This is a genomic window from Pandoraea sputorum, assembly GCF_000814845.2.
Classification (GTDB): Bacteria; Pseudomonadota; Gammaproteobacteria; order Burkholderiales; family Burkholderiaceae; genus Pandoraea; species Pandoraea sputorum.
In genome coordinates this window covers 5,411,396-5,435,184 of sequence record NZ_CP010431.2, presented here as the reverse complement: position 1 = coordinate 5,435,184, position 23,789 = coordinate 5,411,396, and the positions used below count along the sequence as shown (strand labels likewise).

Sequence of the window (23,789 nt, the reverse complement as noted above, 5' to 3'; positions counted from 1 at the left end):
CGCCGCACCCGAGAGATCGGGGCGGCGGTTTTGCATTGGAGGATGGTCAGCTGGGTGGGTCTGGCAGATCAGAGCAGGTCGTCGCTCGGAAGCAGCGTGAACGCGCCCGCGACGGCGTTGCGGCTGAAGGTCGCGTAGGGTTCTACGTCAAAGGTGCGTGGTTTGCCGTTCTCCTCGCCGACCCAGCGAAGCGCAGGCATTGTCGGTGGCGTCGGCGTGGGCGGCGCTGTGCCCGGCGGTGCCAGCTCGACCCGGAAGCTGCTGCGCGGTGACGTCGCCCGGTCAAAGATGCGCGCCATACGTTCGGCAAATTCGGGGCTGTGGATGACGATCGCCAGTTCGGTGTTCAGGCGTACCGAGCGAGGGTCGAGGTTGAACGAGCCGAGGACGACGTCGCGCCGGTCGATGACATACGCCTTGCCGTGCAGGCTCGCTTTCGATGACCCGCCGAACGTGACGCGGCGCGTGGGGCGCTCGCCGTCGTCGGAGCGGATCGGCTTGAACTCGTACAGTTCGATACCGGCTTGCAGCAGGGCCGGGCGGTAACGTGCGTATCCGGCGTGGACGGGGACGACGTCCGTCGCCGCCAGCGAATTCGTCAGCACGCGGACTTTTACGCCGCGTTGCGCCAGCGTCGACAGGAACCGGACACCGCCATCCAGCGGCACGAAGTAGGGCGAGATGATCAGCACCTCGCGCTGCGCCTTCGCGGCGAGCTGGCGGAGTTTGTCGGCCGGGGCGCTCTGGGTTTCGGTGGCCGGGGCGTCGAGTTTGTCCGGGGTGTCGGCGGCGAGTTCGGCGGGGGCCCAGAAGAGCGGGACCGTGCCATCGCGCAGTCCGGCGGCGAGGGGCGGCTGGTTCAGCGCTTCGTGCCCGGCAGGGACGGTGTCCGCGTCGCGCCAGTGTTGGGCGAGGGCGTCGCGTGTGGCGTCCAGCGTCTCCTTGTCGATCTTCGACTGGACTTGCTTGAGGGGATATGACTGAGGGCTCGTCCAGAAATGGTCGAAGCTGCGGGAGACGGCCTCGACCACCGGTCCGGCACACAACAGGTCGAAGTCGCGGAAGGAGAGGTCGGGATTGGCGTCGAAATATTCGTCTCCCAGATTGCGGCCGCCGACGATCGCGAGTTGATTGTCTGCGATCAGCGCCTTGTTATGCATGCGGCGGTTGAGCTGGTCGAACTGAGTGAGGAGGTTGCCCGCCCGTTCGAGAAGCGTGGTGTCGCGGGTGCCGAAGGGATTGAAGACCCGGATCTCGATGTTGCGATGCTGGTCCAGCGCGGCGAAGGCCGGATCGGTGTGGCGACGGTTGATGTCGTCGACCAGCATGCGCACGCGTACGCCCCGGTCGGCGGCGTAGAGCAGCGACTGGAGCAGCAGACGGCCGGTGATGTCCTCGCCCGCGCTGTAGTACTGCACGTCGAGACTATGTTGGGCAGATTGAACGAGCGCGAGACGCGTGGTGAAGGCGGCAGACCCCGTCGAGAGTAACTGAAAGCCGGATTGGCGCGGATGCGCGCGAATGGCAGGGGCGAGGGCGGCGGCCAATTCACCGGGCGTGGCGGCTGGCGTGTGCGATGTCCACGGCGATGGCTCCGGCGGTGGACGTACCGACGTGCAAGCCCCGGCCAGCATGACGAGCGGGATGAGCATCGCGATGCGCCAGCGGCGAACCGGCTGGACGACGCAAGAGACAAGGGCGCGCGCTGGGAGCATCTCAAACGCTCTTATATAGAGATCAGGGGACGCACGGAAACTGCGACGCAGGCCTCTCCTTTCCATATAGGGAAGCTTTCAGGAAGCATATGCGATTTCATTCGTTGCGTCGCCGGGGGTGGGGCGGATACATTGAACCCGTCTCCTCCATGTGTCCTGTCCCATGGATCTTGGCCCGCTCACGACGCGGGCCTTTTTTTGCCCTTTTCAAATTATTTTCACAAAGTGCTTGCCAGTGTTCGGGGTTTTCACTAATATCTCGTCTCTCGCAACGACAGCGACGCAGCGAAAGCAGCGACGAGGTTGAAGCGACGGGCCGCAAAGCCCGATGGTTAGTGGTTTTGGAGCTTGCGAGTCGCTACGGCGACGAGCGAAGAAAGCGAAAAAAACTGTTGACGACGACGAGAAGCTGCGACATAATCTCACTTCTCTGCTGCTGATGCAGCGACGCAGAAAACGAAGCGACGGCGCGGTAATTAAGCGACGAAGCCAAGTCAGATGCGATTGATCTTTAAAAATTAAACAACCGATAAGTGTGGGCACTCGATGAATAGTGCGTCTGCTTCGGCAGATAGGCTTTAAATTTATTGAGGCTCACATAGTAATAGGTAAGTTAAGTAATTAACTTGTCAGCATACTTTGAGAGCGACCGGTTCTAGTGATTTATCACGAAAAACCGAAAACAGTAACAGGTTTAAACTGAAGAGTTTGATCCTGGCTCAGATTGAACGCTGGCGGCATGCCTTACACATGCAAGTCGAACGGCAGCACGGGTGCTTGCACCTGGTGGCGAGTGGCGAACGGGTGAGTAATATATCGGAACGTACCTTGTAGTGGGGGATAGCTCGGCGAAAGCCGGATTAATACCGCATACGCTCTGAGGAGGAAAGCGGGGGACCTTCGGGCCTCGCGCTACAAGAGCGGCCGATATCAGATTAGCTAGTTGGTGGGGTAAAAGCTTACCAAGGCGACGATCTGTAGCTGGTCTGAGAGGACGACCAGCCACACTGGGACTGAGACACGGCCCAGACTCCTACGGGAGGCAGCAGTGGGGAATTTTGGACAATGGGCGAAAGCCTGATCCAGCAATGCCGCGTGTGTGAAGAAGGCCTTCGGGTTGTAAAGCACTTTTGTCCGGAAAGAAATCCTCTGGGTTAATACCTCGGGGGATGACGGTACCGGAAGAATAAGCACCGGCTAACTACGTGCCAGCAGCCGCGGTAATACGTAGGGTGCGAGCGTTAATCGGAATTACTGGGCGTAAAGCGTGCGCAGGCGGTTTTGTAAGACGGATGTGAAATCCCCGGGCTCAACCTGGGAACTGCATTCGTGACTGCAAGGCTAGAGTATGGCAGAGGGGGGTAGAATTCCACGTGTAGCAGTGAAATGCGTAGAGATGTGGAGGAATACCGATGGCGAAGGCAGCCCCCTGGGCCAATACTGACGCTCATGCACGAAAGCGTGGGGAGCAAACAGGATTAGATACCCTGGTAGTCCACGCCCTAAACGATGTCAACTAGTTGTTGGGGATTCATTTCCTTAGTAACGTAGCTAACGCGTGAAGTTGACCGCCTGGGGAGTACGGTCGCAAGATTAAAACTCAAAGGAATTGACGGGGACCCGCACAAGCGGTGGATGATGTGGATTAATTCGATGCAACGCGAAAAACCTTACCTACCCTTGACATGTACGGAAGTCCGCTGAGAGGTGGATGTGCTCGAAAGAGAACCGTAACACAGGTGCTGCATGGCTGTCGTCAGCTCGTGTCGTGAGATGTTGGGTTAAGTCCCGCAACGAGCGCAACCCTTGTCCTTAGTTGCTACGCAAGAGCACTCTAAGGAGACTGCCGGTGACAAACCGGAGGAAGGTGGGGATGACGTCAAGTCCTCATGGCCCTTATGGGTAGGGCTTCACACGTCATACAATGGTCGGTACAGAGGGCTGCCAAACCGCGAGGTGGAGCTAACCCCAGAAAACCGATCGTAGTCCGGATCGCAGTCTGCAACTCGACTGCGTGAAGCTGGAATCGCTAGTAATCGCGGATCAGCATGTCGCGGTGAATACGTTCCCGGGTCTTGTACACACCGCCCGTCACACCATGGGAGTGGGTTTTGCCAGAAGTAGGTAGCCTAACCGTAAGGAGGGCGCTTACCACGGCAGGATTCATGACTGGGGTGAAGTCGTAACAAGGTAGCCGTAGGGGAACCTGCGGCTGGATCACCTCCTTTCTAGAGCATGCACTGGAAGTTGAGTGTTCACGCTTATCGGTTGTTGACTGCGTAGATCTAAGTCGGGTCTATAGCTCAGTTGGTTAGAGCACCGTCTTGATAAGGCGGGGGTCGATGGTTCGAGTCCATCTAGACCCACCAAGCTTTTAACCACTGCGTGACAGACTCAAGTGGTGGTAAGTCGGCTTGATTGGGGGATTAGCTCAGCTGGGAGAGCACCTGCTTTGCAAGCAGGGGGTCGTCGGTTCGATCCCGTCATCCTCCACCAAAAACCTTAGATCACATCGATGTCAGTCAAAAGCGCTTTACGTCTGTAGTAAATCCCCTGTGATGAATTACAAGCTAAGTGAATGCTTTTGAATGACAGCAATGTCATGCAGTTTATGTTCTTTAACAATTTGGAAGAAGAAGTAGTACAACGGAAGCGCGTTAGAGATGGCGCGTGGAAATTGTACGGGTTGTGATTGTATCAACCAGTATTTAAGTGATCGAAAGATGACTTGGAATACGGCACAACGCTAATACTCAACCTGTAGCGAATGTCTGGCTTCGGCAAGACACACTCGTTATAGGGTCAAGCGAATAAGTGCATGTGGTGGATGCCTTGGCGATTACAGGCGATGAAGGACGCGATAGCCTGCGAAAAGTTGTGGGGAGCTGGCAAATAAGCATTGATCCACAAATGTCCGAATGGGGAAACCCGGCCTTTTAGGTCATCCTAGACTGAATACATAGGTCTAGCGAAGCGAACGCGGCGAACTGAAACATCTAAGTAGCTGCAGGAAAAGAAATCAACCGAGATTCCCAAAGTAGTGGCGAGCGAAATGGGACCAGCCTTCAAGATTTAGCACCGGTGTTATCAAAACGGAATGGAAAGTCCGGCCATAGTGGGTGATAGCCCCGTATGAGAAAACCCTGGTGTGGAACTAAGCTTGAGAAAAGTAGGGCGGGACACGTGAAATCCTGTCTGAAGATGGGGGGACCATCCTCCAAGGCTAAATACTCGTAATCGACCGATAGTGAACCAGTACCGTGAGGGAAAGGCGAAAAGAACCCCGGGAGGGGAGTGAAATAGATCCTGAAACCGCATGCATACAAACAGTCGGAGCCTCGTAAGGGGTGACGGCGTACCTTTTGTATAATGGGTCAGCGACTTACATTCAGTGGCGAGCTTAACCGAATAGGGAAGGCGTAGCGAAAGCGAGTCCGAATAGGGCGTTCAGTCGCTGGGTGTAGACCCGAAACCAAGTGATCTATCCATGGCCAGGTTGAAGGTGCGGTAACACGTACTGGAGGACCGAACCCACTAACGTTGAAAAGTTAGGGGATGAGCTGTGGATAGGGGTGAAAGGCTAAACAAACTTGGAAATAGCTGGTTCTCTCCGAAAACTATTTAGGTAGTGCCTCGTGTATCACCTTCGGGGGTAGAGCACTGTCATGGTTGAGGGGTCCATTGCGGATTACCTCGCCATAGCAAACTCCGAATACCGAAGAGTGCAATCACGGGAGACAGACATCGGGTGCTAACGTCCGGTGTCAAGAGGGAAACAACCCAGACCGCCAGCTAAGGTCCCTAAATATTGCTAAGTGGGAAACGAAGTGGGAAGGCTAAAACAGTCAGGAGGTTGGCTTAGAAGCAGCCACCCTTTAAAGAAAGCGTAATAGCTCACTGATCGAGTCGTCCTGCGCGGAAGATGTAACGGGGCTAAGCAATATACCGAAGCTGCGGATGCGAGCTTGCTCGCATGGTAGGAGAGCGTTCTGTAAGCCTGTGAAGGTGTCTTGTAAAGGATGCTGGAGGTATCAGAAGTGCGAATGCTGACATGAGTAGCGATAAAGGGGGTGAAAGGCCCCCTCGCCGTAAGCCCAAGGTTTCCTACGCAACGTTCATCGGCGTAGGGTGAGTCGGCCCCTAAGGCGAGGCAGAGATGCGTAGCTGATGGGAAGCAGGTTAATATTCCTGCACCGTCGTATGATGCGATGGGGGGACGGATCGCGGAAGGTTGTCCGGGTGTTGGAAGTCCCGGTCCCTGCAGTGGAGAAGGCGCTTAGGCAAATCCGGGCGCGTAATTCAAGGCTGTGGGGCGAGCGAACTTGTTCGCGAAGCAATTGGAAGTGGTTCCAAGAAAAGCCTCTAAGCTTCAGTCATACGAGACCGTACCGCAAACCGACACAGGTGGGCGAGATGAGTATTCTAAGGCGCTTGAGAGAACTCGGGAGAAGGAACTCGGCAAATTGGTACCGTAACTTCGGGATAAGGTACGCCCTTGTAGCTTGACTGGCCTGCGCCAGAAGGGTGAAGGGGTTGCAATAAACTGGTGGCTGCGACTGTTTAATAAAAACACAGCACTCTGCAAACACGAAAGTGGACGTATAGGGTGTGACGCCTGCCCGGTGCCGGAAGATTAAATGATGGGGTGCAAGCTCTTGATTGAAGTCCCGGTAAACGGCGGCCGTAACTATAACGGTCCTAAGGTAGCGAAATTCCTTGTCGGGTAAGTTCCGACCTGCACGAATGGCGTAACGATGGCCACACTGTCTCCTCCCGAGACTCAGCGAAGTTGAAGTGTTTGTGATGATGCAATCTACCCGCGGCTAGACGGAAAGACCCCATGAACCTTTACTGTAGCTTTGCATTGGACTTTGAACCGGTCTGTGTAGGATAGGTGGGAGGCTTTGAAGCAGGAACGCTAGTTTCTGTGGAGCCGTCCTTGAAATACCACCCTGGCTTGTTTGAGGTTCTAACCTAGGTCCGTAATCCGGATCGGGGACAGTGCATGGTAGGCAGTTTGACTGGGGCGGTCTCCTCCCAAAGTGTAACGGAGGAGTACGAAGGTACGCTAGGTACGGTCGGAAATCGTGCTGATAGTGCAATGGCAAAAGCGTGCTTAACTGCGAGACTGACAAGTCGAGCAGGTGCGAAAGCAGGTCATAGTGATCCGGTGGTTCTGTATGGAAGGGCCATCGCTCAACGGATAAAAGGTACTCTGGGGATAACAGGCTGATACCGCCCAAGAGTTCATATCGACGGCGGTGTTTGGCACCTCGATGTCGGCTCATCTCATCCTGGGGCTGTAGCCGGTCCCAAGGGTATGGCTGTTCGCCATTTAAAGAGGTACGTGAGCTGGGTTTAAAACGTCGTGAGACAGTTTGGTCCCTATCTGCCGTGGGCGTTGGAAGTTTGAAGGGGGCTGCTCCTAGTACGAGAGGACCGGAGTGGACGAACCTCTGGTGTACCGGTTGTCACGCCAGTGGCATCGCCGGGTAGCTATGTTCGGAAGAGATAACCGCTGAAAGCATCTAAGCGGGAAACTCGCCTTAAGATGAGACTTCCCTAGGAACTCGATTCCTTTGAAGGGTCGTTCAAGACCAGGACGTTGATAGGTCAGGTGTGGAAGCGCAGTAATGCGTTAAGCTAACTGATACTAATTGCCCGTAAGGCTTGATCCTATAACCAGTGTGTTTTTCCTGGTGTGAGTATCGCAATGTGCCGATACAACTCACAACCCACAATATTTGTTGTACTACGCTTCTTCCGAATTGGTTTTGTTGACCCCAGGTCAGCAGAACATACAAGTTAAGCCTGATGACCATAGCGAGTTGGAACCACCCCTTCCCATCCCGAACAGGACCGTGAAACGACTCCACGCCGATGATAGTGCGGATACCCGTGTGAAAGTAGGTAATCGTCAGGCTCCCCTTAAAAACCCCTTGCTACCACAGTAGCAAGGGGTTTTTGCTTTGTAGCGCTCGCTTTGCAGCACTCGCTTTGAGCGCGCTCGGGTATCCACCGCTCCTAACGCGTCCCGCTCACATAGCGCAGTTACGGCAGCGCTTCTTGAAGAAAACCACGCGTTCCGTTTCTGCGAAGCCCAGCGCTTCGTGGAGCCTCCGGGAGTCGGCATTATTGATGTCTGTGTCGGACGCAAGCTCCTCACATCCTTACGAGACACCCCACGGCTCGACCGACGTACATAAGGCGCGCGCGACACCCATACGTCGCGACAAAGGGCTAACGTAAATGCCTTCGAGAAAGACCGCAGGGGATCTGTCGCAGCCGTTGGCGTAATCGCGTCGCATGGACGCCTCGGCAAATCCTATGAGGTCTGCTCCTAGACGTGGGCTCTTGGAAACTGAACGTCGACTGACAAACGATGCTCGCAGAAGATTCGCTCGTTGAATGGTGCGCGATTCCCCTCCAACGATCGCTGCCCTCTCTCGACCAGTCGTTCGGACGTGTCGTTGCAGTCCGGCCAAGCACGCCGGGTTCATCGAAGTGATTCGAACAACTCATCCGGCCTTTTAGCAGCGTTATTCCTGCACTCATTCATGTTGAGTCGTGCGGGCTCGGATCTTGGTGGAAGCCTTGTCCGTACGCCTTGTTATGCTTTTCCCCACAGAAAATGACCGGTATTTAAAGACCGGAAAAGAAAACGCTCAGTTCGGATAAGACAACTCTGAAAGCGCATGGCTGAGTTAGCAATTCGACATATTTACGGTTTATGCTGTCAGTCGTTTCGAACAGCAATATGAGCGCTTCATATGCTCGACGCGGTGCTCACGTAGACCAAAAAAATGAACCAGACGTGCATCCCGGGGTTACGTCTTCCTCCCGTTATTGTTGTGTCATTAGTCGACAGTCATAAGCGGCGCGCTCATATCACTGCGCAGCTGAACAAAGCGGGCGTCCCATTCAGATTCTTCGATGCGCAGCGCATTGACCAATATCCGGTGACGTACGACGAGGCGACTCGCCTCAAAATGTATTCCAGTCACCTGACGCTCGGGGAAGTGGGGTGCTATGACAGCCACTATCGCATCTGGGAAGCGCTCGCGCGGTCTAATGACGATATCTGGTGTGTCTTGGAAGACGACGTCGAGCTGACGCCTGACTTCTCCGGGCGCCTCGCTGCGGCGCTGGAAGTCTCGATCCACTGGGGGATCATGAGGCTAAAGAGTGGTGGAGATTCCGGACGTTGGAAGGTGGGTGAGCTCCCGGAGGGCGGCATCCTCCACGACCACCGCAAGCAGCCTGGCGGCACGCAGGGCTACCTTATTCGTCGCGACGCCGCGTTGACCCTGTTGGACTACGCCAAACGGATGATCCATCCAGTCGATGACATGCTGAACCGCAATTGGGAGCATGGCGTGCGCATGATCTCGATGTCGCCAGACATCGTAGTCGACGTCGGCGACGATCTCGGTACCACGATCGTCGGCCGCCGAAAGGCGGAACGGAGTCTAGCGCAAAAGCTGCGGCGAGAGTTTTATATGGGAATGGACTGCCTGAACAGCCATATGTATGTCTTGCGTAGACGACTGTTAGCGGGCGCTCGCTGACCACCCTTCCTCGATTCCCCCGAAAATCAAGATAATCCAATAAATCAAACAGTTGCCGCGTTCTCATGAATTATTTCGGGCCGCAGGCATAGAAACTGCATAATTAATGCGTGGAAGGTGTTGACAAGGCAGGGGGACATCTCCATAATTGCAAATTCTCTGCGGAGGGGTGCCCGAGTGGCTAAAGGGGGCAGACTGTAAATCTGTTGGCTTACGCCTACGTTGGTTCGAATCCAACCTCCTCCACCAGAATGCGGAAGTGATAAGCGCCGGAAACAAAAGTTCTCCGGCGCTTGTTACCAAGTGGCGAGAGTCGAAATCCAAGCGGGTGTAGCTCAATGGTAGAGCAGAAGCCTTCCAAGCTTATGACGAGGGTTCGATTCCCTTCACCCGCTCCAGGTGACGCGCAGAAGCAGTAGTACAGGATTCGCCCATGTGGCTCAGTGGTAGAGCACTCCCTTGGTAAGGGAGAGGTCGGCAGTTCGATCCTGCCCATGGGCACCAAAAGATAGTGTGAAGCGCGGCAATCAACATGCCGAGCAACCTCGGCAATAGATAACCCGTTAGGAGTCGGAAATGGCAAAGGAAAAATTCGAGCGGACTAAGCCGCACGTGAACGTCGGTACCATTGGCCACGTTGACCATGGCAAGACCACCCTGACGGCTGCTATCGCAACGGTTCTGTCGTCCAAGTTCGGCGGCGAAGCCAAGAAGTACGACGAAATCGACGCAGCGCCGGAAGAAAAGGCACGCGGCATTACCATCAACACGGCACACATCGAGTACGAAACGGCTACGCGCCACTACGCACACGTTGACTGCCCGGGCCACGCCGACTACGTCAAGAACATGATTACCGGTGCTGCCCAGATGGACGGCGCTATCCTGGTTTGCTCGGCTGCTGACGGCCCGATGCCGCAAACGCGTGAGCACATCCTGCTCGCCCGTCAGGTCGGTGTGCCGTACATCATCGTGTTCCTGAACAAGTGCGACATGGTCGACGACGCCGAGCTGCTCGAGCTGGTCGAAATGGAAGTGCGCGAACTTCTCTCGAAGTACGACTTCCCGGGCGACGACACGCCGATCATCAAGGGTTCGGCCAAGCTGGCGCTGGAAGGCGACAAGGGCGAACTGGGCGAAGTCGCGATCATGAACCTGGCCGACGCGCTGGATTCGTACATCCCGACGCCGGAGCGCGCTGTTGACAAGCCGTTCCTGATGCCGGTGGAAGACGTGTTCTCGATCTCGGGTCGCGGCACGGTGGTGACGGGTCGTATCGAGTCGGGCGTGGTCAAGGTCGGCGAAGAAATCGAAATCGTCGGTATCAAGATGGACGGCGACAAGCCGCACATCGACAAGACGACCTGCACGGGCGTTGAAATGTTCCGCAAGCTGCTCGACCAAGGTCAGGCAGGCGACAACGTGGGTCTGCTGCTGCGCGGCACGAAGCGTGAAGACGTTCAGCGTGGTCAGGTCCTGGCCAAGCCGGGCTCGATCAAGCCGCACATGAGCTTCACGGCCGAAGTGTACGTTCTGTCGAAGGATGAAGGTGGTCGTCACACGCCGTTCTTCAACAACTACCGTCCGCAGTTCTACTTCCGTACGACGGACGTGACGGGCTCGATCACCCTGCCGGCCGACAAGGAAATGGTCATGCCGGGCGACAACGTGTCGATCAGCGTCAAGCTGATCGCTCCGATCGCCATGACCGAAGGTCTGCGCTTCGCAATCCGCGAAGGTGGCCGTACGGTTGGCTCGGGCGTCGTTGCAAAGATCGTAGCTTAAGCCGGTACCTTAACGGTCCGCGCTTACGAGGTCAGCTTTTGGCAGCTGACCTCTCTGCTGTTTTAGGGGTATAGCTCAACTGGCAGAGCGTCGGTCTCCAAAACCGAAGGTTGGGGGTTCGATTCCCTCTGCCCCTGCCAAACAACTGTCTGCAAGCTGGAAATGGCGAATTCTCCCGTAGAAACTGTACGTACGACTGGCGACAAGCTGCTGCTGGCTCTGGCCGGGCTGCTGGTGATTGCTGGCGTCGTGGCGTTCTACGCTTTGGAGCAACAAGCACTGTATGTGCGCGTTGCTGCCATCGTCGTCGTTCTGGCCATCGCAGCAGGTGTTGCATTGGCATCGCAAACTGGCAAAGGCTTCCTGGCTTTTGCCAAGGATGCGTATCGGGAAGTGGGTAAGGTCGTTTGGCCGACCCGTAAAGAGGCTGCCCAAACGACCGCGATTGTGTTCGCGTTCGTCATCATCATGGCGCTGTATCTGTGGATCAGCGACAAGACGATCGAATGGGCAGTGTTCTCTTTGATTCTTGGCTGGAAGTGATATGTCTGATACCGGAGCTGCACCGAGCAAGAAGCGCTGGTACGTCATTCATGCCTACTCCGGCATGGAAAAAAGCGTAGCCAAGCAACTGCAAGAGCGCATTACGCGTGAGGGCATGCAAGATTACTTTGGTCAGATTCTCGTTCCGACCGAAGAAGTTGTTGAAACTACGGCTGGCCATAAGAAGGTCACCGAACGTCGTTTCTTCCCCGGCTATGTGCTGTGTGAGATGGAAATGACGGATGAATCGTGGCACTTGGTGAAGAACACCCCCAAGGTCACGGGCTTTATCGGCGGCACGGGCACGCGTCCGATTCCGATCCGACAAGCCGAAGTCGACAAGATCATGTCGCAAATCAAGGATGGGGTTGAAAAGCCGCGTCCCAAGACGTTGTTCGAAGTGGGCGAGCTGGTTCGAGTCAAGGATGGTCCTTTCACGGACTTCAACGGCTCGGTGGAAGAAGTGAACTACGAAAAGTCCCGCCTCCGTGTCTCCGTCACCATTTTTGGACGGGCAACTCCGGTAGAACTGGAGTTCGGACAAGTCGAAAAGATCTAAGAATAAAATGCGCCGGCGCGACGTCCGGCGCGTTTTTGCGTTGGTGACACCCGTCGCCGAGGAGCGTCAGTAGCCCGTTTTTGGTGAACGCGCGCTATGACTCAACCCCGAATATGCGCCACATATTCGTTCCGGAGTAAACCATGGCAAAGAAAATCATCGGCTTTATCAAGCTGCAGATTCCTGCAGGTAAAGCCAATCCGTCGCCCCCCGTGGGCCCGGCCCTGGGTCAGCGTGGCCTGAACATCATGGAGTTCTGCAAGGCGTTCAACGCGCAAACGCAGAGCCTCGAACCGGGTCTGCCGATTCCGGTGGTGATCACCGCCTTCGCGGACAAGAGCTTCACGTTCGTCCTGAAGACCCCGCCGGCAACGGTGCTGATCAAGAAGGCTGCCAACCTGCAAAAGGGTTCGGCCAAGCCGCACACCGACAAGGTGGGCAAGATCACCCGCGCACAAGCGGAAGAAATCGCGAAGACCAAGATGCCTGACCTTACCGCCTCCGATCTGGACGCTGCGGTTCGCACCATCGCTGGCAGCGCACGTTCGATGGGCATCACGGTGGAGGGTCTGTAATGGCTAAGATCTCGAAGCGTCAACAAGCACTGGCCGCAAAGGTCGACCGCAACAAGCTGTACCCGGTCGGCGACGCTCTGGCCCTGGTCAAGGAATGCGCAAGCGCCAAGTTCGACGAGTCGATCGACGTCGCCGTTCAACTGGGCGTCGATGCGAAGAAGTCGGACCAAGTGGTTCGCGGTTCGGTCGTTCTGCCGGCAGGTACCGGTAAGTCGGTTCGCGTGGCCGTTTTCGCCCAAGGCGAAAAGGCTGAGCAAGCCAAGGCTGCCGGCGCTGAAATCGTCGGTATGGAAGACCTGGCCGAGCAGATCAAGGCCGGCAACATGGACTTCGACATCGTGATCGCTTCGCCGGACACGATGCGTATCGTCGGTACGCTGGGTCAGATCCTCGGCCCGCGCGGCCTGATGCCGAACCCGAAGGTTGGCACGGTCACCCCGGACGTCGCTACGGCAGTGAAGAACGCCAAGGCAGGCCAGGTGCAATACCGCGTCGACAAGGCCGGTATCATCCACGCCACGATCGGTCGCGCTTCGTTCGAAGCCGCTGCTCTGCAGCAGAACCTTTCGGCTCTGCTGGAAGTCCTGACGAAGTCGAAGCCGGCTTCGAGCAAGGGTGTCTACCTGCGCAAGATCGCCCTGTCGAGCACGATGGGCGTTGGCGTGCGTGTGGACCAGGCCAGCCTGTCGGCCTAAGCGATAAGTATCGCAATCGCAGGGTGATGGCGTCCCCTGCGATGGCTGAGATCCTTGAGATCGACAGCCTGTAGCAAAAGACTTTGGGCGGAAGCGGAATCTTCGGAAGACGCTTCCGGTTATCAAAGACCGTTGGCGGGAACGGGCATTCACTGACGCTCCCTTAATACGCCAGCCAACGCAGATGGCGAACCCGAACAAGTTATGCAGTCACACCGTCGCACGCGGGCAACCGGGCGCGAGGGTTGAAACTCCAGACATGTCGGTAAGCCGTTAGTGGAACGGCATCACCATGAGGTGATGTCAATTTTGGAGGTTAACCGTGGCACTTAATCTTGATGATAAGAAAGCCGTCGTGGCAGAAGTATCGGCGCAAGTCGCCGCCGCTTCGACCATCGTTGTGGCTGAATATCGCGGAATCACGGTTGGCGATCTGACGAAGCTTCGCGCCAATGCGCGTCAGCAAGGCGTCTACCTGCGCGTTCTGAAGAACACGCTGGCACGCCGTGCAGTGGAAAACACTGCATTTGCTGACTTGGCTGAACAGATGACCGGTCCTCTGATCTACGGTATCTCGACGGATCCCGTAGCCGCTGCGAAAGTCTTGAACGACTTTTCGAAGGGCAACGACAAGTTGATCTTGAAGGCCGGCTCGTACGACGGCAAGGTGATGGACAAGGCAGGCGTGCAAGCGCTGGCCTCGATCCCGAGCCGCGACGAACTGCTCGCGAAGTTGCTGGGTGTCATGCAAGCGCCGGTTTCCGGCTTTGCTCGCGTCCTGGCTGCCGTGGCAGAGAAGAAGCAAGCGGAAGCTGCTTAATTCTCTCCCCGGTTACACGATCGCTGACTTCGGTCCGAACACAATCTAGGAGTTTTACAAATGGCAATCTCGAAAGACGAAATCATCGAAGCCGTAGGCGCGATGTCGGTTATGGAACTGAACGACCTGGTCAAGGCGTTCGAAGAGAAGTTTGGCGTGTCGGCTGCCGCGATGATGGTCGCTGGCGGTGCTGCTGGCGGCGGTGCTGCTGCAGCTGCTGAAGAGCAAACCGAATTCAACGTCATCCTGGCAGAAGTCGGTGCAAACAAGGTCGGCGTCATTAAGGCCGTCCGCGAAATCACCGGCCTGGGCCTGAAGGAAGCCAAGGATCTGGTTGATGGCGCTCCGAAGGCTGTCAAGGAAGGCGTCGACAAGGCTGCTGCTGAAGAAGCCAAGAAGAAGCTGGAAGAAGCCGGCGCCAAGGTCGAAGTTAAGTAATTCGGCTCTGCGCGTAGGGAAGGCTGGCGACGAAACGTCGTCAGCCTTTTTGTGCTTTCAGGAGATGCAAATCCCAAAACCGGGATTTCAAATTCGAAAGTGGGCTTGAAGCTAAGCCAAGTGTTTGAAATTGAAGTGATTTCGCTGTGCCTCGTGTGACTCGCACGGTTTCAAACGGGCGTTCGCCCGACGAGACGAGTCTGAGGACATGCGATGGCGGCCAACGTGCCGCACTGGGGAAGTAAGCGAGAGGCCAAAGAAAAAATCGCGACGGGAAGCGTATTCGATGCGTCAGGCATCGGCCCGTAACGGTTTTCTCTTTGTCTTCTGAAGCGACTGCAGAAGGCAAGTTTGGTCGGGCGACGGGCAACACAGGCATCCGTCGCCGTCAGCCAGCGGTTGGTAGCGGCCAACCACCAAGCTCGTTGCTCCGCGGCAAGCCCGCCGTGGGGGACGTCTGGTCTCAGTCGATGAACACCCGTTGGCGATGCCTGCCGTCGTCGTCAGCGTAGTGATTCGGAGATCGTAATGCACTATTCCTTCACCGAGAAGAAACGCATTCGCAAGAGTTTTGCGAAGCGTCCGACCGTGCACAAGGTGCCGTTTTTGCTGGCCACCCAGCTCGCCTCGTACACATCGTTCTTGCAAGCCGATGCGCTTGCATCGGAGCGGAAGCCGGAGGGTCTGCAAGCAGCCTTCTCCTCCATTTTCCCGATCGTTTCTCACAACGGGTTCGCACGCCTGGAGTTTGTCAGCTATCTGCTTGGCACGCCTGCGTTCGATGTCAAGGAATGTCAACAGCGCGGCCTGACCTTCTGCTCGGCCCTGCGCGCCAAGGTTCGTCTGGTGATTCTCGATAAGGAATCGCCGAACAAGCCGGTAGTCAAGGAAGTCAAGGAACAGGAAGTGTACATGGGCGAAATTCCGCTCATGACCTCGACGGGTTCCTTCGTCATCAATGGCACGGAACGTGTCATCGTCTCGCAGCTGCACCGTTCGCCGGGCGTGTTCTTCGAACACGACAAGGGCAAGACGCACAGCTCGGGCAAACTGCTGTTCTCCGCGCGTATCATCCCCTACCGCGGCTCGTGGCTCGACTTCGAATTCGATCCGAAGGACATTCTGTACTTCCGCGTTGACCGCCGTCGCAAGATGCCGGTCACGATCCTGCTCAAGGCCATCGGCCTGACGCCGGAACAGATCCTCGCGAACTTCTTCGTGTTCGACAACTTCAAGCTGATGCCGGAAGGCGCACAGATGGAGTTCGTGCCGGAGCGTCTGCGTGGTGAAGTGGCTCGCTTCGACATCACGGATCGCGAAGGCAAGGTCATTGTCCAGAAGGACAAGCGTGTCAACGCCAAGCACATCCGCGACCTCGAGAACGCCAACACCAAGTTCATCTCGGTGCCGGAAGACTATCTCCTCGGCCGTGTGCTCGCGAAGAACGTGATCGATGGCGACACCGGCGAAGTGATCGCCAACGCCAACGATGAAATCACCGAAAGCGTGCTGCTCAAGCTGCGCGAGTCGGGCGTGTCGGACATCCAGACGCTGTACACGAACGATCTGGACCAGGGTTCGTACATCTCGGCCACGCTGCGTATCGACGAAACCGCCGACCAGACGGCCGCACGTATCGCGATCTACCGCATGATGCGCCCGGGCGAGCCGCCGACCGAAGATGCGGTCGAGGCCCTGTTCAACCGTCTGTTCTACAGCGAAGAAGCTTACGACCTGTCGAAGGTGGGTCGTATGAAGTTCAACCGTCGTGTTGGCCGTGACGAAGTGCTCGGACCGATGACGCTGGAAGACGACGACATTCTCGCGACCATCAAGATCCTCGTGGATCTGCGTAACGGCCGCGGCGAAGTCGACGACATCGACCACCTGGGTAACCGTCGTGTGCGTTGCGTCGGCGAACTGGCAGAAAACCAGTTCCGCGCCGGTCTCGTGCGTGTCGAGCGTGCCGTGAAGGAACGTCTGGGTCAGGCCGAGTCGGAAAACCTGATGCCGCACGACCTGATCAACAGCAAGCCGATTTCGTCGGCCATTCGCGAGTTCTTCGGTTCGTCGCAGCTGTCGCAGTTTATGGACCAGACCAACCCGCTGTCGGAAATCACGCACAAGCGTCGTGTTTCCGCACTGGGCCCGGGCGGTCTGACGCGCGAGCGTGCAGGCTTTGAAGTCCGCGACGTGCACCCGACCCACTATGGCCGCGTGTGCCCGATCGAAACGCCGGAAGGTCCGAACATTGGTCTGATCAACTCGCTGGCACTGTACGCCCGCCTGAACGAATACGGCTTCCTCGAGACGCCGTACCGCAAGGTGGAAGACGGCAAGGTCACCGACCAGATCGACTACCTGTCGGCCATTGAAGAAGGTCGTTACGTGATCGCTCAGGCGAACGCGTCGATCGGCGCCAGCGGCGAACTCACCGACGAACTCGTGTCGTCGCGTGAAGCCGGTGAAACGCTGATGGTCACGCCGGACCGCATCCAGTACATGGACGTGGCACCGTCGCAGATCGTCTCGGTCGCAGCTTCGCTGATTCCGTTTCTCGAACACGATGACGCGAACCGCGCATTGATGGGTTCGAACATGCAGCGCCAGGCCGTGCCTTGCCTGCGTCCGGAAAAGGCGGTTGTCGGTACGGGTATCGAACGTACGGTGGCCGTTGACTCGGGTACGACCGTGCAGGCGTTCCGTGGCGGCGTGGTCGATTACGTCGACGCAGGCCGTGTGGTGATTCGCGTGAACGACGATGAAGCCGTTGCCGGTGAAGTCGGCGTGGACATCTACAACCTGATCAAGTACACGCGTTCGAACCAGAACACCAACATCAACCAGCGTCCGATCGTGGAAGTGGGCGATAAGGTTGCGCGCGGCGATGTGATCGCCGACGGCGCGTCGACCGACCTGGGTGAGCTGGCGCTGGGTCAGAACATGCTGATCGCGTTCATGCCGTGGAATGGCTACAACTTCGAAGACTCGATCCTGATCTCGGAACGTGTCGTTGCGGAAGACCGTTACACGTCGATCCACATCGAAGAACTGAACGTCGTCGCTCGCGACACGAAGCTCGGACCGGAAGAAATCACGCGCGACATCTCGAACCTGGCGGAAGTGCAACTTAGCCGTCTGGACGAGTCGGGCATCGTGTACATCGGTGCAGAAGTCGAAGCCGGTGACGTGCTGGTGGGCAAGGTCACGCCGAAGGGCGAAACCCAGCTCACGCCGGAAGAAAAGCTGCTGCGCGCGATCTTCGGCGAGAAGGCTTCGGACGTGAAGGACACCTCGCTGCGCGTGCCGTCGGGCATGAGCGGCACCGTCATCGACGTGCAGGTGTTCACGCGTGAAGGCATTCAGCGCGACAAGCGCGCTCAGCAGATCATCGACGATGAACTGAAGGGCTACCGCCTCGACCTGAACGACCAGCTGCGTATCGTGGAAGGCGACGCATTCCAGCGTCTGGAGCGTTTCCTGGTGGGCAAGACCGCCAATGGCGGCCCGAAGAAGCTCGCCAAGGGCACCAAGATCACCAAGGAATACCTGGCCGATCTGGACCGCTACCACTGGTTCGACATTCGTCTGGCAGAAGACGAAGGTGCGCAACAGCTCGAACAGATCAAGGAATCGATCGAGCAGAAGCGTCACTCGTTCGACCTGGCTTTCGAAGAGAAGCGCAAGAAGCTCACGCAAGGCGACGAACTGCCGCCGGGCGTGCTGAAGATGGTCAAGGTGTACCTGGCGGTCAAGCGTCGTCTGCAGCCTGGCGACAAGATGGCCGGCCGTCACGGTAACAAGGGTGTGGTCTCGAAGATCGTGCCGATCGAGGATATGCCGTACATGGCCGATGGCCGTCCGGCAGACATCGTGCTCAACCCGCTCGGCGTGCCGTCGCGGATGAACGTGGGTCAGATTCTCGAATCGCACCTCGGCTGGGCAGCGAAGGGTCTGGGCTGGCGTATCGGCGAAATGCTGCAAGCGCACACCAAGGTCCAGGAGCTTCGCAAGTTCCTGACGAAGATCTACAACGAGAGCGGTCAGCAAGAAGATATCGACAGCCTGTCGGACGACGAAATCATGTCGTTGGCACGCAACCTGCAGAACGGTGTTCCGTTCGCGACGCCGGTGTTCGATGGCGCGCATGAAGAGGAAATCCGTCGCATGCTGGATCTGGCGTTCCCGGATCACATCGCGAAGGAACTCGGCATGACGCCGTCGAAGAACCAGGTCACGCTGTTCGACGGTCGTACTGGCGAAGCCTTCGAGCGTACGGTCACTTGCGGCTTCATGCACATGCTCAAGCTGCACCACTTGGTCGACGACAAGATGCACGCACGTTCGACCGGTCCGTACTCGCTGGTGACGCAACAGCCGTTGGGCGGTAAGGCTCAGTTCGGTGGTCAGCGCTTCGGTGAAATGGAAGTGTGGGCACTGGAAGCTTACGGCGCATCGTATGTGCTGCAGGAAATGCTGACGGTGAAGTCGGATGACGTGACGGGTCGTACGAAGGTGTACGAGAACCTCGTCAAGGGCGATCACGTGATCGATGCCGGCATGCCGGAGTCGTTCAACGTGCTGGTCAAGGAAATCCGTTCGCTCGGTATCGATATCGACCTGGAGCGCGGTTAATCGCGTTCAGGCAACAGGAGAAAGCAATGAAAGCTTTGCTCGATCTATTCAAGCAAGTCCAGCAGGACGAACAGTTCGACGCGATCAAGATCGGTCTGGCTTCGCCGGACAAGATCCGCTCGTGGTCGTTCGGTGAAGTGAAGAAGCCGGAGACGATCAACTACCGGACCTTCAAGCCCGAGCGCGACGGTCTGTTCTGCGCCAAGATCTTCGGTCCGATCAAGGACTACGAGTGCCTTTGCGGCAAGTACAAGCGCCTGAAGCACCGTGGCGTGATCTGCGAGAAGTGCGGCGTTGAAGTGACGCTGGCCAAGGTGCGCCGTGAGCGCATGGGCCACATCGAACTGGCTTCGCCGGTCGCGCACATCTGGTTCCTGAAGTCGCTCCCGTCGCGTCTGGGCATGGTGCTCGACATGACGCTGCGCGACATCGAACGCGTGCTGTACTTCGAAGCGTACGTGGTTCTCGAGCCGGGCATGACGCCGCTCAAGCGTTGCCAGATCATGACCGAGGAGGATTACTACAACAAGGTCGAGGAATACGGCGACGAATTCCGTGCCGAGATGGGCGCGGAAGGCGTGCGCGAGCTGCTGCGCTCGATCGACATCGACGCACAGGTCGAGCATCTGCGCGCCGAGCTGCAAGCCACGGGCTCGGAAGCCAAGATCAAGAAGTACGCCAAGCGCCTGAAGGTTCTCGAGGCATTCCAGCGCTCGGGCATCAAGCCCGAGTGGATGGTGCTCGAAGTCCTGCCGGTGCTCCCGCCCGAGCTGCGCCCGCTGGTGCCGCTCGACGGTGGCCGTTTCGCGACCTCGGACCTGAACGATCTGTATCGCCGCGTCATCAACCGTAACAACCGTCTGAAGCGTCTGCTCGAGCTCAAGGCCCCGGACATCATCGTGCGCAACGAAAAGCGCATGCTGCAAGAGTCCGTGGACTCGCTGCTCGACAACGGCCGTCGCGGTAAGGCGATGACCGGTGCGAACAAGCGCCCGCTCAAGTCGCTGGCCGACATGATCAAGGGTAAGAGCGGTCGTTTCCGTCAGAACTTGCTGGGTAAGCGCGTCGACTACTCGGGTCGTTCGGTGATTACCGTGGGCCCGACGCTCAAGCTGCATCAGTGCGGTCTGCCGAAGCTGATGGCGCTCGAACTCTTCAAGCCTTTCATCTTCCACAAGCTGGAAGTGATGGGCGTGGCCACGACCATCAAGGCCGCGAAGAAGGAAGTCGAGAACCAGACGGCGGTGGTGTGGGACATCCTGGAAGAGGTGATCCGCGAACATCCGATCATGCTGAACCGCGCACCGACGCTGCACCGCCTGGGTATTCAGGCGTTCGAGCCGGTGCTGATCGAAGGCAAGGCAATTCAGCTTCACCCGCTGGTTTGCGCGGCGTTCAACGCCGACTTCGACGGTGACCAGATGGCTGTTCACGTGCCGCTGTCGCTCGAAGCGCAGATGGAAGCGCGTACCCTGATGCTGGCCTCGAACAACGTGTTGTTCCCGGCTAACGGCGATCCGTCGATCGTGCCGTCGCAGGATATCGTGCTGGGTCTGTACTACGCGACGCGCGACAAGATCAACGGCAAGGGCGAAGGCCTGTCGTTCATCGACGTGTCCGAAGTGCTGCGTGCGTACGACAACAAGGAAGTCGAACTGGCTTCGCGCGTGAACGTGCGTATTACGGAGTACCTGGTCGACGCAGAAACGGGCGAGAAGACGCCGAAGATCACGCTGTACCCGACGACCGTCGGCCGCGCGATCCTGTCGGAAATTCTGCCGCCGGGCCTGCCGTTCTCGGTGCTGAACAAGTCGCTCAAGAAGAAGGAAATCTCGAAGCTGATCAACACGGCGTTCCGCCGTTGCGGTCTGCGCGAGACGGTGATCTTCGTCGACAAGCTGATGCAGTCGGGCTTCCGCCTGGCAACGCGTGCCGGTATCTCGATCTGCGTCGACGACATGCTCGTGCCGACGAAGAAGGAAGAGCTGATCGGCGAAGCGTCGAAGAAGGTCAAGGAATACGACCGTCAGTACATGTCGGGTCTGGTCACGGCGCAAGAGCGTTACAACAACGTCGTGGACATTTGGGGTGCTACCGGTGACGCCGTGGGTAAGGCGATGATGGAGCAGCTCTCGAAGGAAAAGACCACCGATCGCGATGGCAACGTCGTGGATCAGGAGTCGTTCAACTCGATTTACATGATGGCCGACTCCGGTGCTCGCGGTTCGAGCGCCCAGATTCGCCAGCTCGCCGGTATGCGTGGCCTGATGGCCAAGCCGGACGGCTCGATTATCGAGACGCCGATTACCGCGAACTTCCGCGAAGGCCTGAACGTGTTGCAGTACTTCATCTCGACCCACGGTGCACGTAAGGGTCTGGCCGATACAGCACTGAAGACGGCAAACTCGGGTTACCTGACGCGTCGTCTGGTCGACGTGACGCAAGATCTGGTCGTGGTTGAAGACGATTGCGGCACGAGCAACGGCGTGGCGATGAAGGCGCTGGTCGAGGGCGGTGAAGTGGTCGAAGCCCTGCGTGACCGTATCCTGGGTCGTGTGGCTGTGGCCGACGTCGTGAATCCGGAAACGCAAGAAACGGTGTTCGAAGCTGGCACGCTGCTGGACGAAGACGTCGTCGAAATGATCGAGGCGCTGGGTGTCGACGAAGTGCGCGTGCGCACGCCGCTGACCTGCGATACGCGTTTCGGTCTGTGCGCAGCTTGCTATGGTCGCGATCTGGGCCGTGGTACGCGTGTGAACGTCGGCGAAGCGGTCGGCGTGATCGCAGCACAGTCGATCGGTGAACCGGGCACGCAGCTGACGATGCGTACGTTCCACATCGGTGGTGCTGCGTCGCGTGCGGCAGTGGCCTCGTCGATCGAAGCCAAGTCGAACGGTACGGTTCGCTTCACGGCAACCATGCGTTACGTGACGAACGGCCGCGGTGAGCAGATTGCGATTTCGCGTTCGGGTGAAGTCCTGATCACGGACGATCACGGTCGCGAGCGCGAGCGTCACAAGGTGCCGTACGGCGCCACGCTGCTGCAACTGGACGGCGCACAGGTCAAGGCCGGTGCCCAACTGGCTACGTGGGATCCGCTGACGCGCCCGATCATTACCGAACACGGTGGTTTCGCCAAGTTCGAGAACGTCGAGGAAGGTGTCACGGTTGCCAAGCAGATCGACGATGTGACGGGTCTGTCCACGCTGGTCGTGATCGATCCGAAGCGTCGTGGTCCGGCGTCGAAGAACGTGCGTCCGCAGGTCAAGCTGCTCGACGAGAACGGCGTGGAAGTGAAGATCCCGGGTACGGATCACCCGGTGACGATCGGCTTCCAGGTCGGCGCACTGATCACCATCAAGGATGGTCAGCAAGTGCCGGTGGGTGAAGTGCTCGCACGTATCCCGACCGAAGCGCAGAAGACGCGTGACATTACCGGGGGTCTGCCGCGCGTGGCCGAACTGTTCGAAGCGCGTGCACCGAAGGACGCCGGCATTCTGGCCGAAGTCACGGGTACGACGTCGTTCGGTAAGGACACGAAGGGCAAGCAGCGTCTGGTCATTACCGATCTGGACGGCAACCAGCACGAATTCCTGATTCCGAAGGAAAAGCAGGTGCTGGTGCACGACGGTCAGGTGGTGAACAAGGGCGAAATGATCGTGGACGGCCCGGCCGACCCGCACGACATCCTGCGTCTGCAGGGTATCGAGGCGCTGTCGCGCTACATCGTCGATGAAGTGCAGGACGTGTACCGCTTGCAGGGTGTGAAGATTAACGACAAGCACATCGAGGTGATCGTTCGCCAGATGCTGCGTCGTGTGCAGATCACCGACAACGGCGATACGCGCTTCATCATCGGCGAACAGGTCGAGCGTTCGGACATGCTCTACGAGAACGACGCCATGAACGCCGCGGACAAGCGTCCGGCGCAGTACGAGAACGTGCTGCTGGGTATTACGAAGGCGTCGCTGTCGACGGATTCGTTCATCTCGGCTGCATCGTTCCAGGAAACGACGCGCGTGCTGACCGAAGCCGCCATCATGGGCAAGAAGGACGACCTGCGTGGCCTGAAGGAAAACGTCATCGTTGGCCGTCTGATCCCGGCAGGTACGGGTCTGGCGTATCACAAGGCCCGCAAGGCCCGCGAATCGTCGGATCGCGAGCGTCACGACCAGATCGCTCTGGAAGAGGCGTTTGCCCCGATCCCCACTTCGGTGGAAGAGCCGACGGCAGAGTAAGCCGGACGCAGGCGGCGCTGGCGCAAGCCGGCACCGCCGGTTCGGCACGACGCTGTATCGCTGTACTGTTGTACGAAAGCGGCACCCTTTGCGGGGTGCCGCTTTTCTTTTGCACGACGGTAAAACGTGGCCCCAACGCCAATCCGACGGCAACTTCCGTCATCGCAATGTCGTTTTAAGTGTTTGAAATGACGATATAATTTTCGCTTCCCTAAGCG

The 23,789-nt window shown here is 57.7% G+C and carries 12 protein-coding genes, 6 tRNA genes and 3 rRNA genes; 19 read left to right on the top strand and 2 right to left on the bottom strand.

Translation table 11 applies throughout. From position 1 onward, the window contains the following. Nucleotides 1–68: 68 nt before the first annotated feature. A complete protein-coding gene (locus NA29_RS24115) occupies nucleotides 69–1,652 on the bottom strand; it encodes a phospholipase D family protein (RefSeq protein ID WP_224786928.1) in 1,584 nt (527 codons plus the stop codon). A gap of 759 nt (nucleotides 1,653–2,411) precedes the next feature. Between NA29_RS24115 and NA29_RS24110 the strand changes: the two genes are divergently transcribed. From NA29_RS24110 to rrf, 5 genes are all read left to right on the top strand, one after another. Next, nucleotides 2,412–3,943: ribosomal RNA gene (locus tag NA29_RS24110) — 16S ribosomal RNA — on the top strand. Between the two features lie 64 nt (nucleotides 3,944–4,007). Continuing rightward, a tRNA-Ile gene (locus tag NA29_RS24105) sits at nucleotides 4,008–4,084 on the top strand. Nucleotides 4,085–4,135: 51 nt separating this feature from the next. Next, nucleotides 4,136–4,211: transfer RNA gene (locus NA29_RS24100), tRNA-Ala, on the top strand. A gap of 304 nt (nucleotides 4,212–4,515) precedes the next feature. Then, nucleotides 4,516–7,393: ribosomal RNA gene (locus tag NA29_RS24095) — 23S ribosomal RNA — on the top strand. A 132-nt stretch (nucleotides 7,394–7,525) separates the two neighbouring features. Beyond that, nucleotides 7,526–7,638 (top strand): 5S ribosomal RNA (gene rrf, locus NA29_RS24090). The 16S, 23S and 5S rRNA genes sit together here with 2 tRNA genes alongside, the layout of an rRNA operon. 247 nt (nucleotides 7,639–7,885) lie before the next feature. Here the strand turns inward: rrf and NA29_RS26420 are convergent. Next, the gene (locus tag NA29_RS26420) at nucleotides 7,886–8,023 is read right to left on the bottom strand and encodes a GNAT family N-acetyltransferase (RefSeq protein WP_231965108.1); all 138 of its coding nucleotides are present in this window, start codon (nucleotides 8,021–8,023) and stop codon (nucleotides 7,886–7,888) included. A gap of 543 nt (nucleotides 8,024–8,566) precedes the next feature. On the opposite strand from NA29_RS26420, the gene NA29_RS24080 reads away from it, so the two are divergent. The 14 genes from NA29_RS24080 (at nucleotide 8,567) to rpoC (ending at nucleotide 23,571) form a co-directional block, all read left to right on the top strand. Then, a complete protein-coding gene (locus NA29_RS24080; protein WP_157744792.1) occupies nucleotides 8,567–9,283 on the top strand; it encodes a glycosyltransferase family 25 protein in 717 nt (238 codons plus the stop codon). Nucleotides 9,284–9,446: 163 nt separating this feature from the next. Then, nucleotides 9,447–9,532 (top strand) — tRNA-Tyr (locus tag NA29_RS24075). 75 nt (nucleotides 9,533–9,607) lie between these two features. Beyond that, nucleotides 9,608–9,681 (top strand) — tRNA-Gly (locus tag NA29_RS24070). 31 nt (nucleotides 9,682–9,712) lie between these two features. Then, nucleotides 9,713–9,787 (top strand) — tRNA-Thr (locus NA29_RS24065). A gap of 72 nt (nucleotides 9,788–9,859) precedes the next feature. Beyond that, nucleotides 9,860–11,068 (top strand): elongation factor Tu, encoded by a 1,209-nt coding sequence (gene tuf / locus NA29_RS24060; protein ID WP_039393730.1) that lies wholly within the window; start codon nucleotides 9,860–9,862, stop codon nucleotides 11,066–11,068. 64 nt (nucleotides 11,069–11,132) lie between these two features. Next, nucleotides 11,133–11,208: transfer RNA gene (locus NA29_RS24055), tRNA-Trp, on the top strand. Nucleotides 11,209–11,230: 22 nt separating this feature from the next. Then, nucleotides 11,231–11,611, top strand: a complete 381-nt coding sequence (gene secE / locus NA29_RS24050; protein WP_039393786.1) for a preprotein translocase subunit SecE — start codon at nucleotides 11,231–11,233, stop codon at nucleotides 11,609–11,611. Nucleotide 11,612: 1 nt separating this feature from the next. Beyond that, nucleotides 11,613–12,170: a transcription termination/antitermination protein NusG gene (gene nusG, locus NA29_RS24045; protein ID WP_039393784.1), complete on the top strand. Its 558-nt coding sequence runs from the start codon at nucleotides 11,613–11,615 to the stop codon at nucleotides 12,168–12,170. A 143-nt stretch (nucleotides 12,171–12,313) separates the two neighbouring features. Next, nucleotides 12,314–12,745 (top strand): 50S ribosomal protein L11, encoded by a 432-nt coding sequence (rplK, locus tag NA29_RS24040; RefSeq protein WP_039393782.1) that lies wholly within the window; start codon nucleotides 12,314–12,316, stop codon nucleotides 12,743–12,745. Continuing rightward, nucleotides 12,745–13,440, top strand: coding sequence for a 50S ribosomal protein L1 (rplA, locus tag NA29_RS24035; RefSeq protein ID WP_039393780.1), 696 nt, complete (start codon nucleotides 12,745–12,747; stop codon nucleotides 13,438–13,440). The genes rplK and rplA overlap by 1 nt, the downstream gene beginning before the upstream one ends. Before the next feature lie 322 nt (nucleotides 13,441–13,762). Beyond that, the gene (gene rplJ / locus NA29_RS24030; RefSeq protein WP_039393778.1) at nucleotides 13,763–14,260 is read left to right on the top strand and encodes a 50S ribosomal protein L10; all 498 of its coding nucleotides are present in this window, start codon (nucleotides 13,763–13,765) and stop codon (nucleotides 14,258–14,260) included. 60 nt (nucleotides 14,261–14,320) lie between these two features. After that, complete coding sequence (rplL, locus tag NA29_RS24025; protein WP_039393775.1) at nucleotides 14,321–14,698, top strand: 50S ribosomal protein L7/L12; 378 nt, start codon at nucleotides 14,321–14,323, stop codon at nucleotides 14,696–14,698. Nucleotides 14,699–15,226: 528 nt separating this feature from the next. After that, nucleotides 15,227–19,333, top strand: a complete 4,107-nt coding sequence (rpoB, locus tag NA29_RS24020; RefSeq protein WP_039393774.1) for a DNA-directed RNA polymerase subunit beta — start codon at nucleotides 15,227–15,229, stop codon at nucleotides 19,331–19,333. A gap of 26 nt (nucleotides 19,334–19,359) precedes the next feature. Further along, nucleotides 19,360–23,571 (top strand): DNA-directed RNA polymerase subunit beta', encoded by a 4,212-nt coding sequence (gene rpoC, locus NA29_RS24015; protein ID WP_039393772.1) that lies wholly within the window; start codon nucleotides 19,360–19,362, stop codon nucleotides 23,569–23,571. The last annotated feature ends 218 nt before the right edge of the window (nucleotides 23,572–23,789 follow it).

Coding starts and splice junctions, on each gene's coding strand:
- NA29_RS26420 (WP_231965108.1), bottom strand. CDS start 8,023: ATGCGACGCGATTACGCCAACGGCTGCGACAGATCCCCTGCGGTCTTT.
- rplK (WP_039393782.1), top strand. CDS start 12,314: ATGGCAAAGAAAATCATCGGCTTTATCAAGCTGCAGATTCCTGCAGGT.
- secE (WP_039393786.1), top strand. CDS start 11,231: ATGGCGAATTCTCCCGTAGAAACTGTACGTACGACTGGCGACAAGCTG.
- nusG (WP_039393784.1), top strand. CDS start 11,613: ATGTCTGATACCGGAGCTGCACCGAGCAAGAAGCGCTGGTACGTCATT.
- rpoC (WP_039393772.1), top strand. CDS start 19,360: ATGAAAGCTTTGCTCGATCTATTCAAGCAAGTCCAGCAGGACGAACAG.
- NA29_RS24115 (WP_224786928.1), bottom strand. CDS start 1,652: ATGCTCATCCCGCTCGTCATGCTGGCCGGGGCTTGCACGTCGGTACGT.
- rplA (WP_039393780.1), top strand. CDS start 12,745: ATGGCTAAGATCTCGAAGCGTCAACAAGCACTGGCCGCAAAGGTCGAC.
- rpoB (WP_039393774.1), top strand. CDS start 15,227: ATGCACTATTCCTTCACCGAGAAGAAACGCATTCGCAAGAGTTTTGCG.
- tuf (WP_039393730.1), top strand. CDS start 9,860: ATGGCAAAGGAAAAATTCGAGCGGACTAAGCCGCACGTGAACGTCGGT.
- rplL (WP_039393775.1), top strand. CDS start 14,321: ATGGCAATCTCGAAAGACGAAATCATCGAAGCCGTAGGCGCGATGTCG.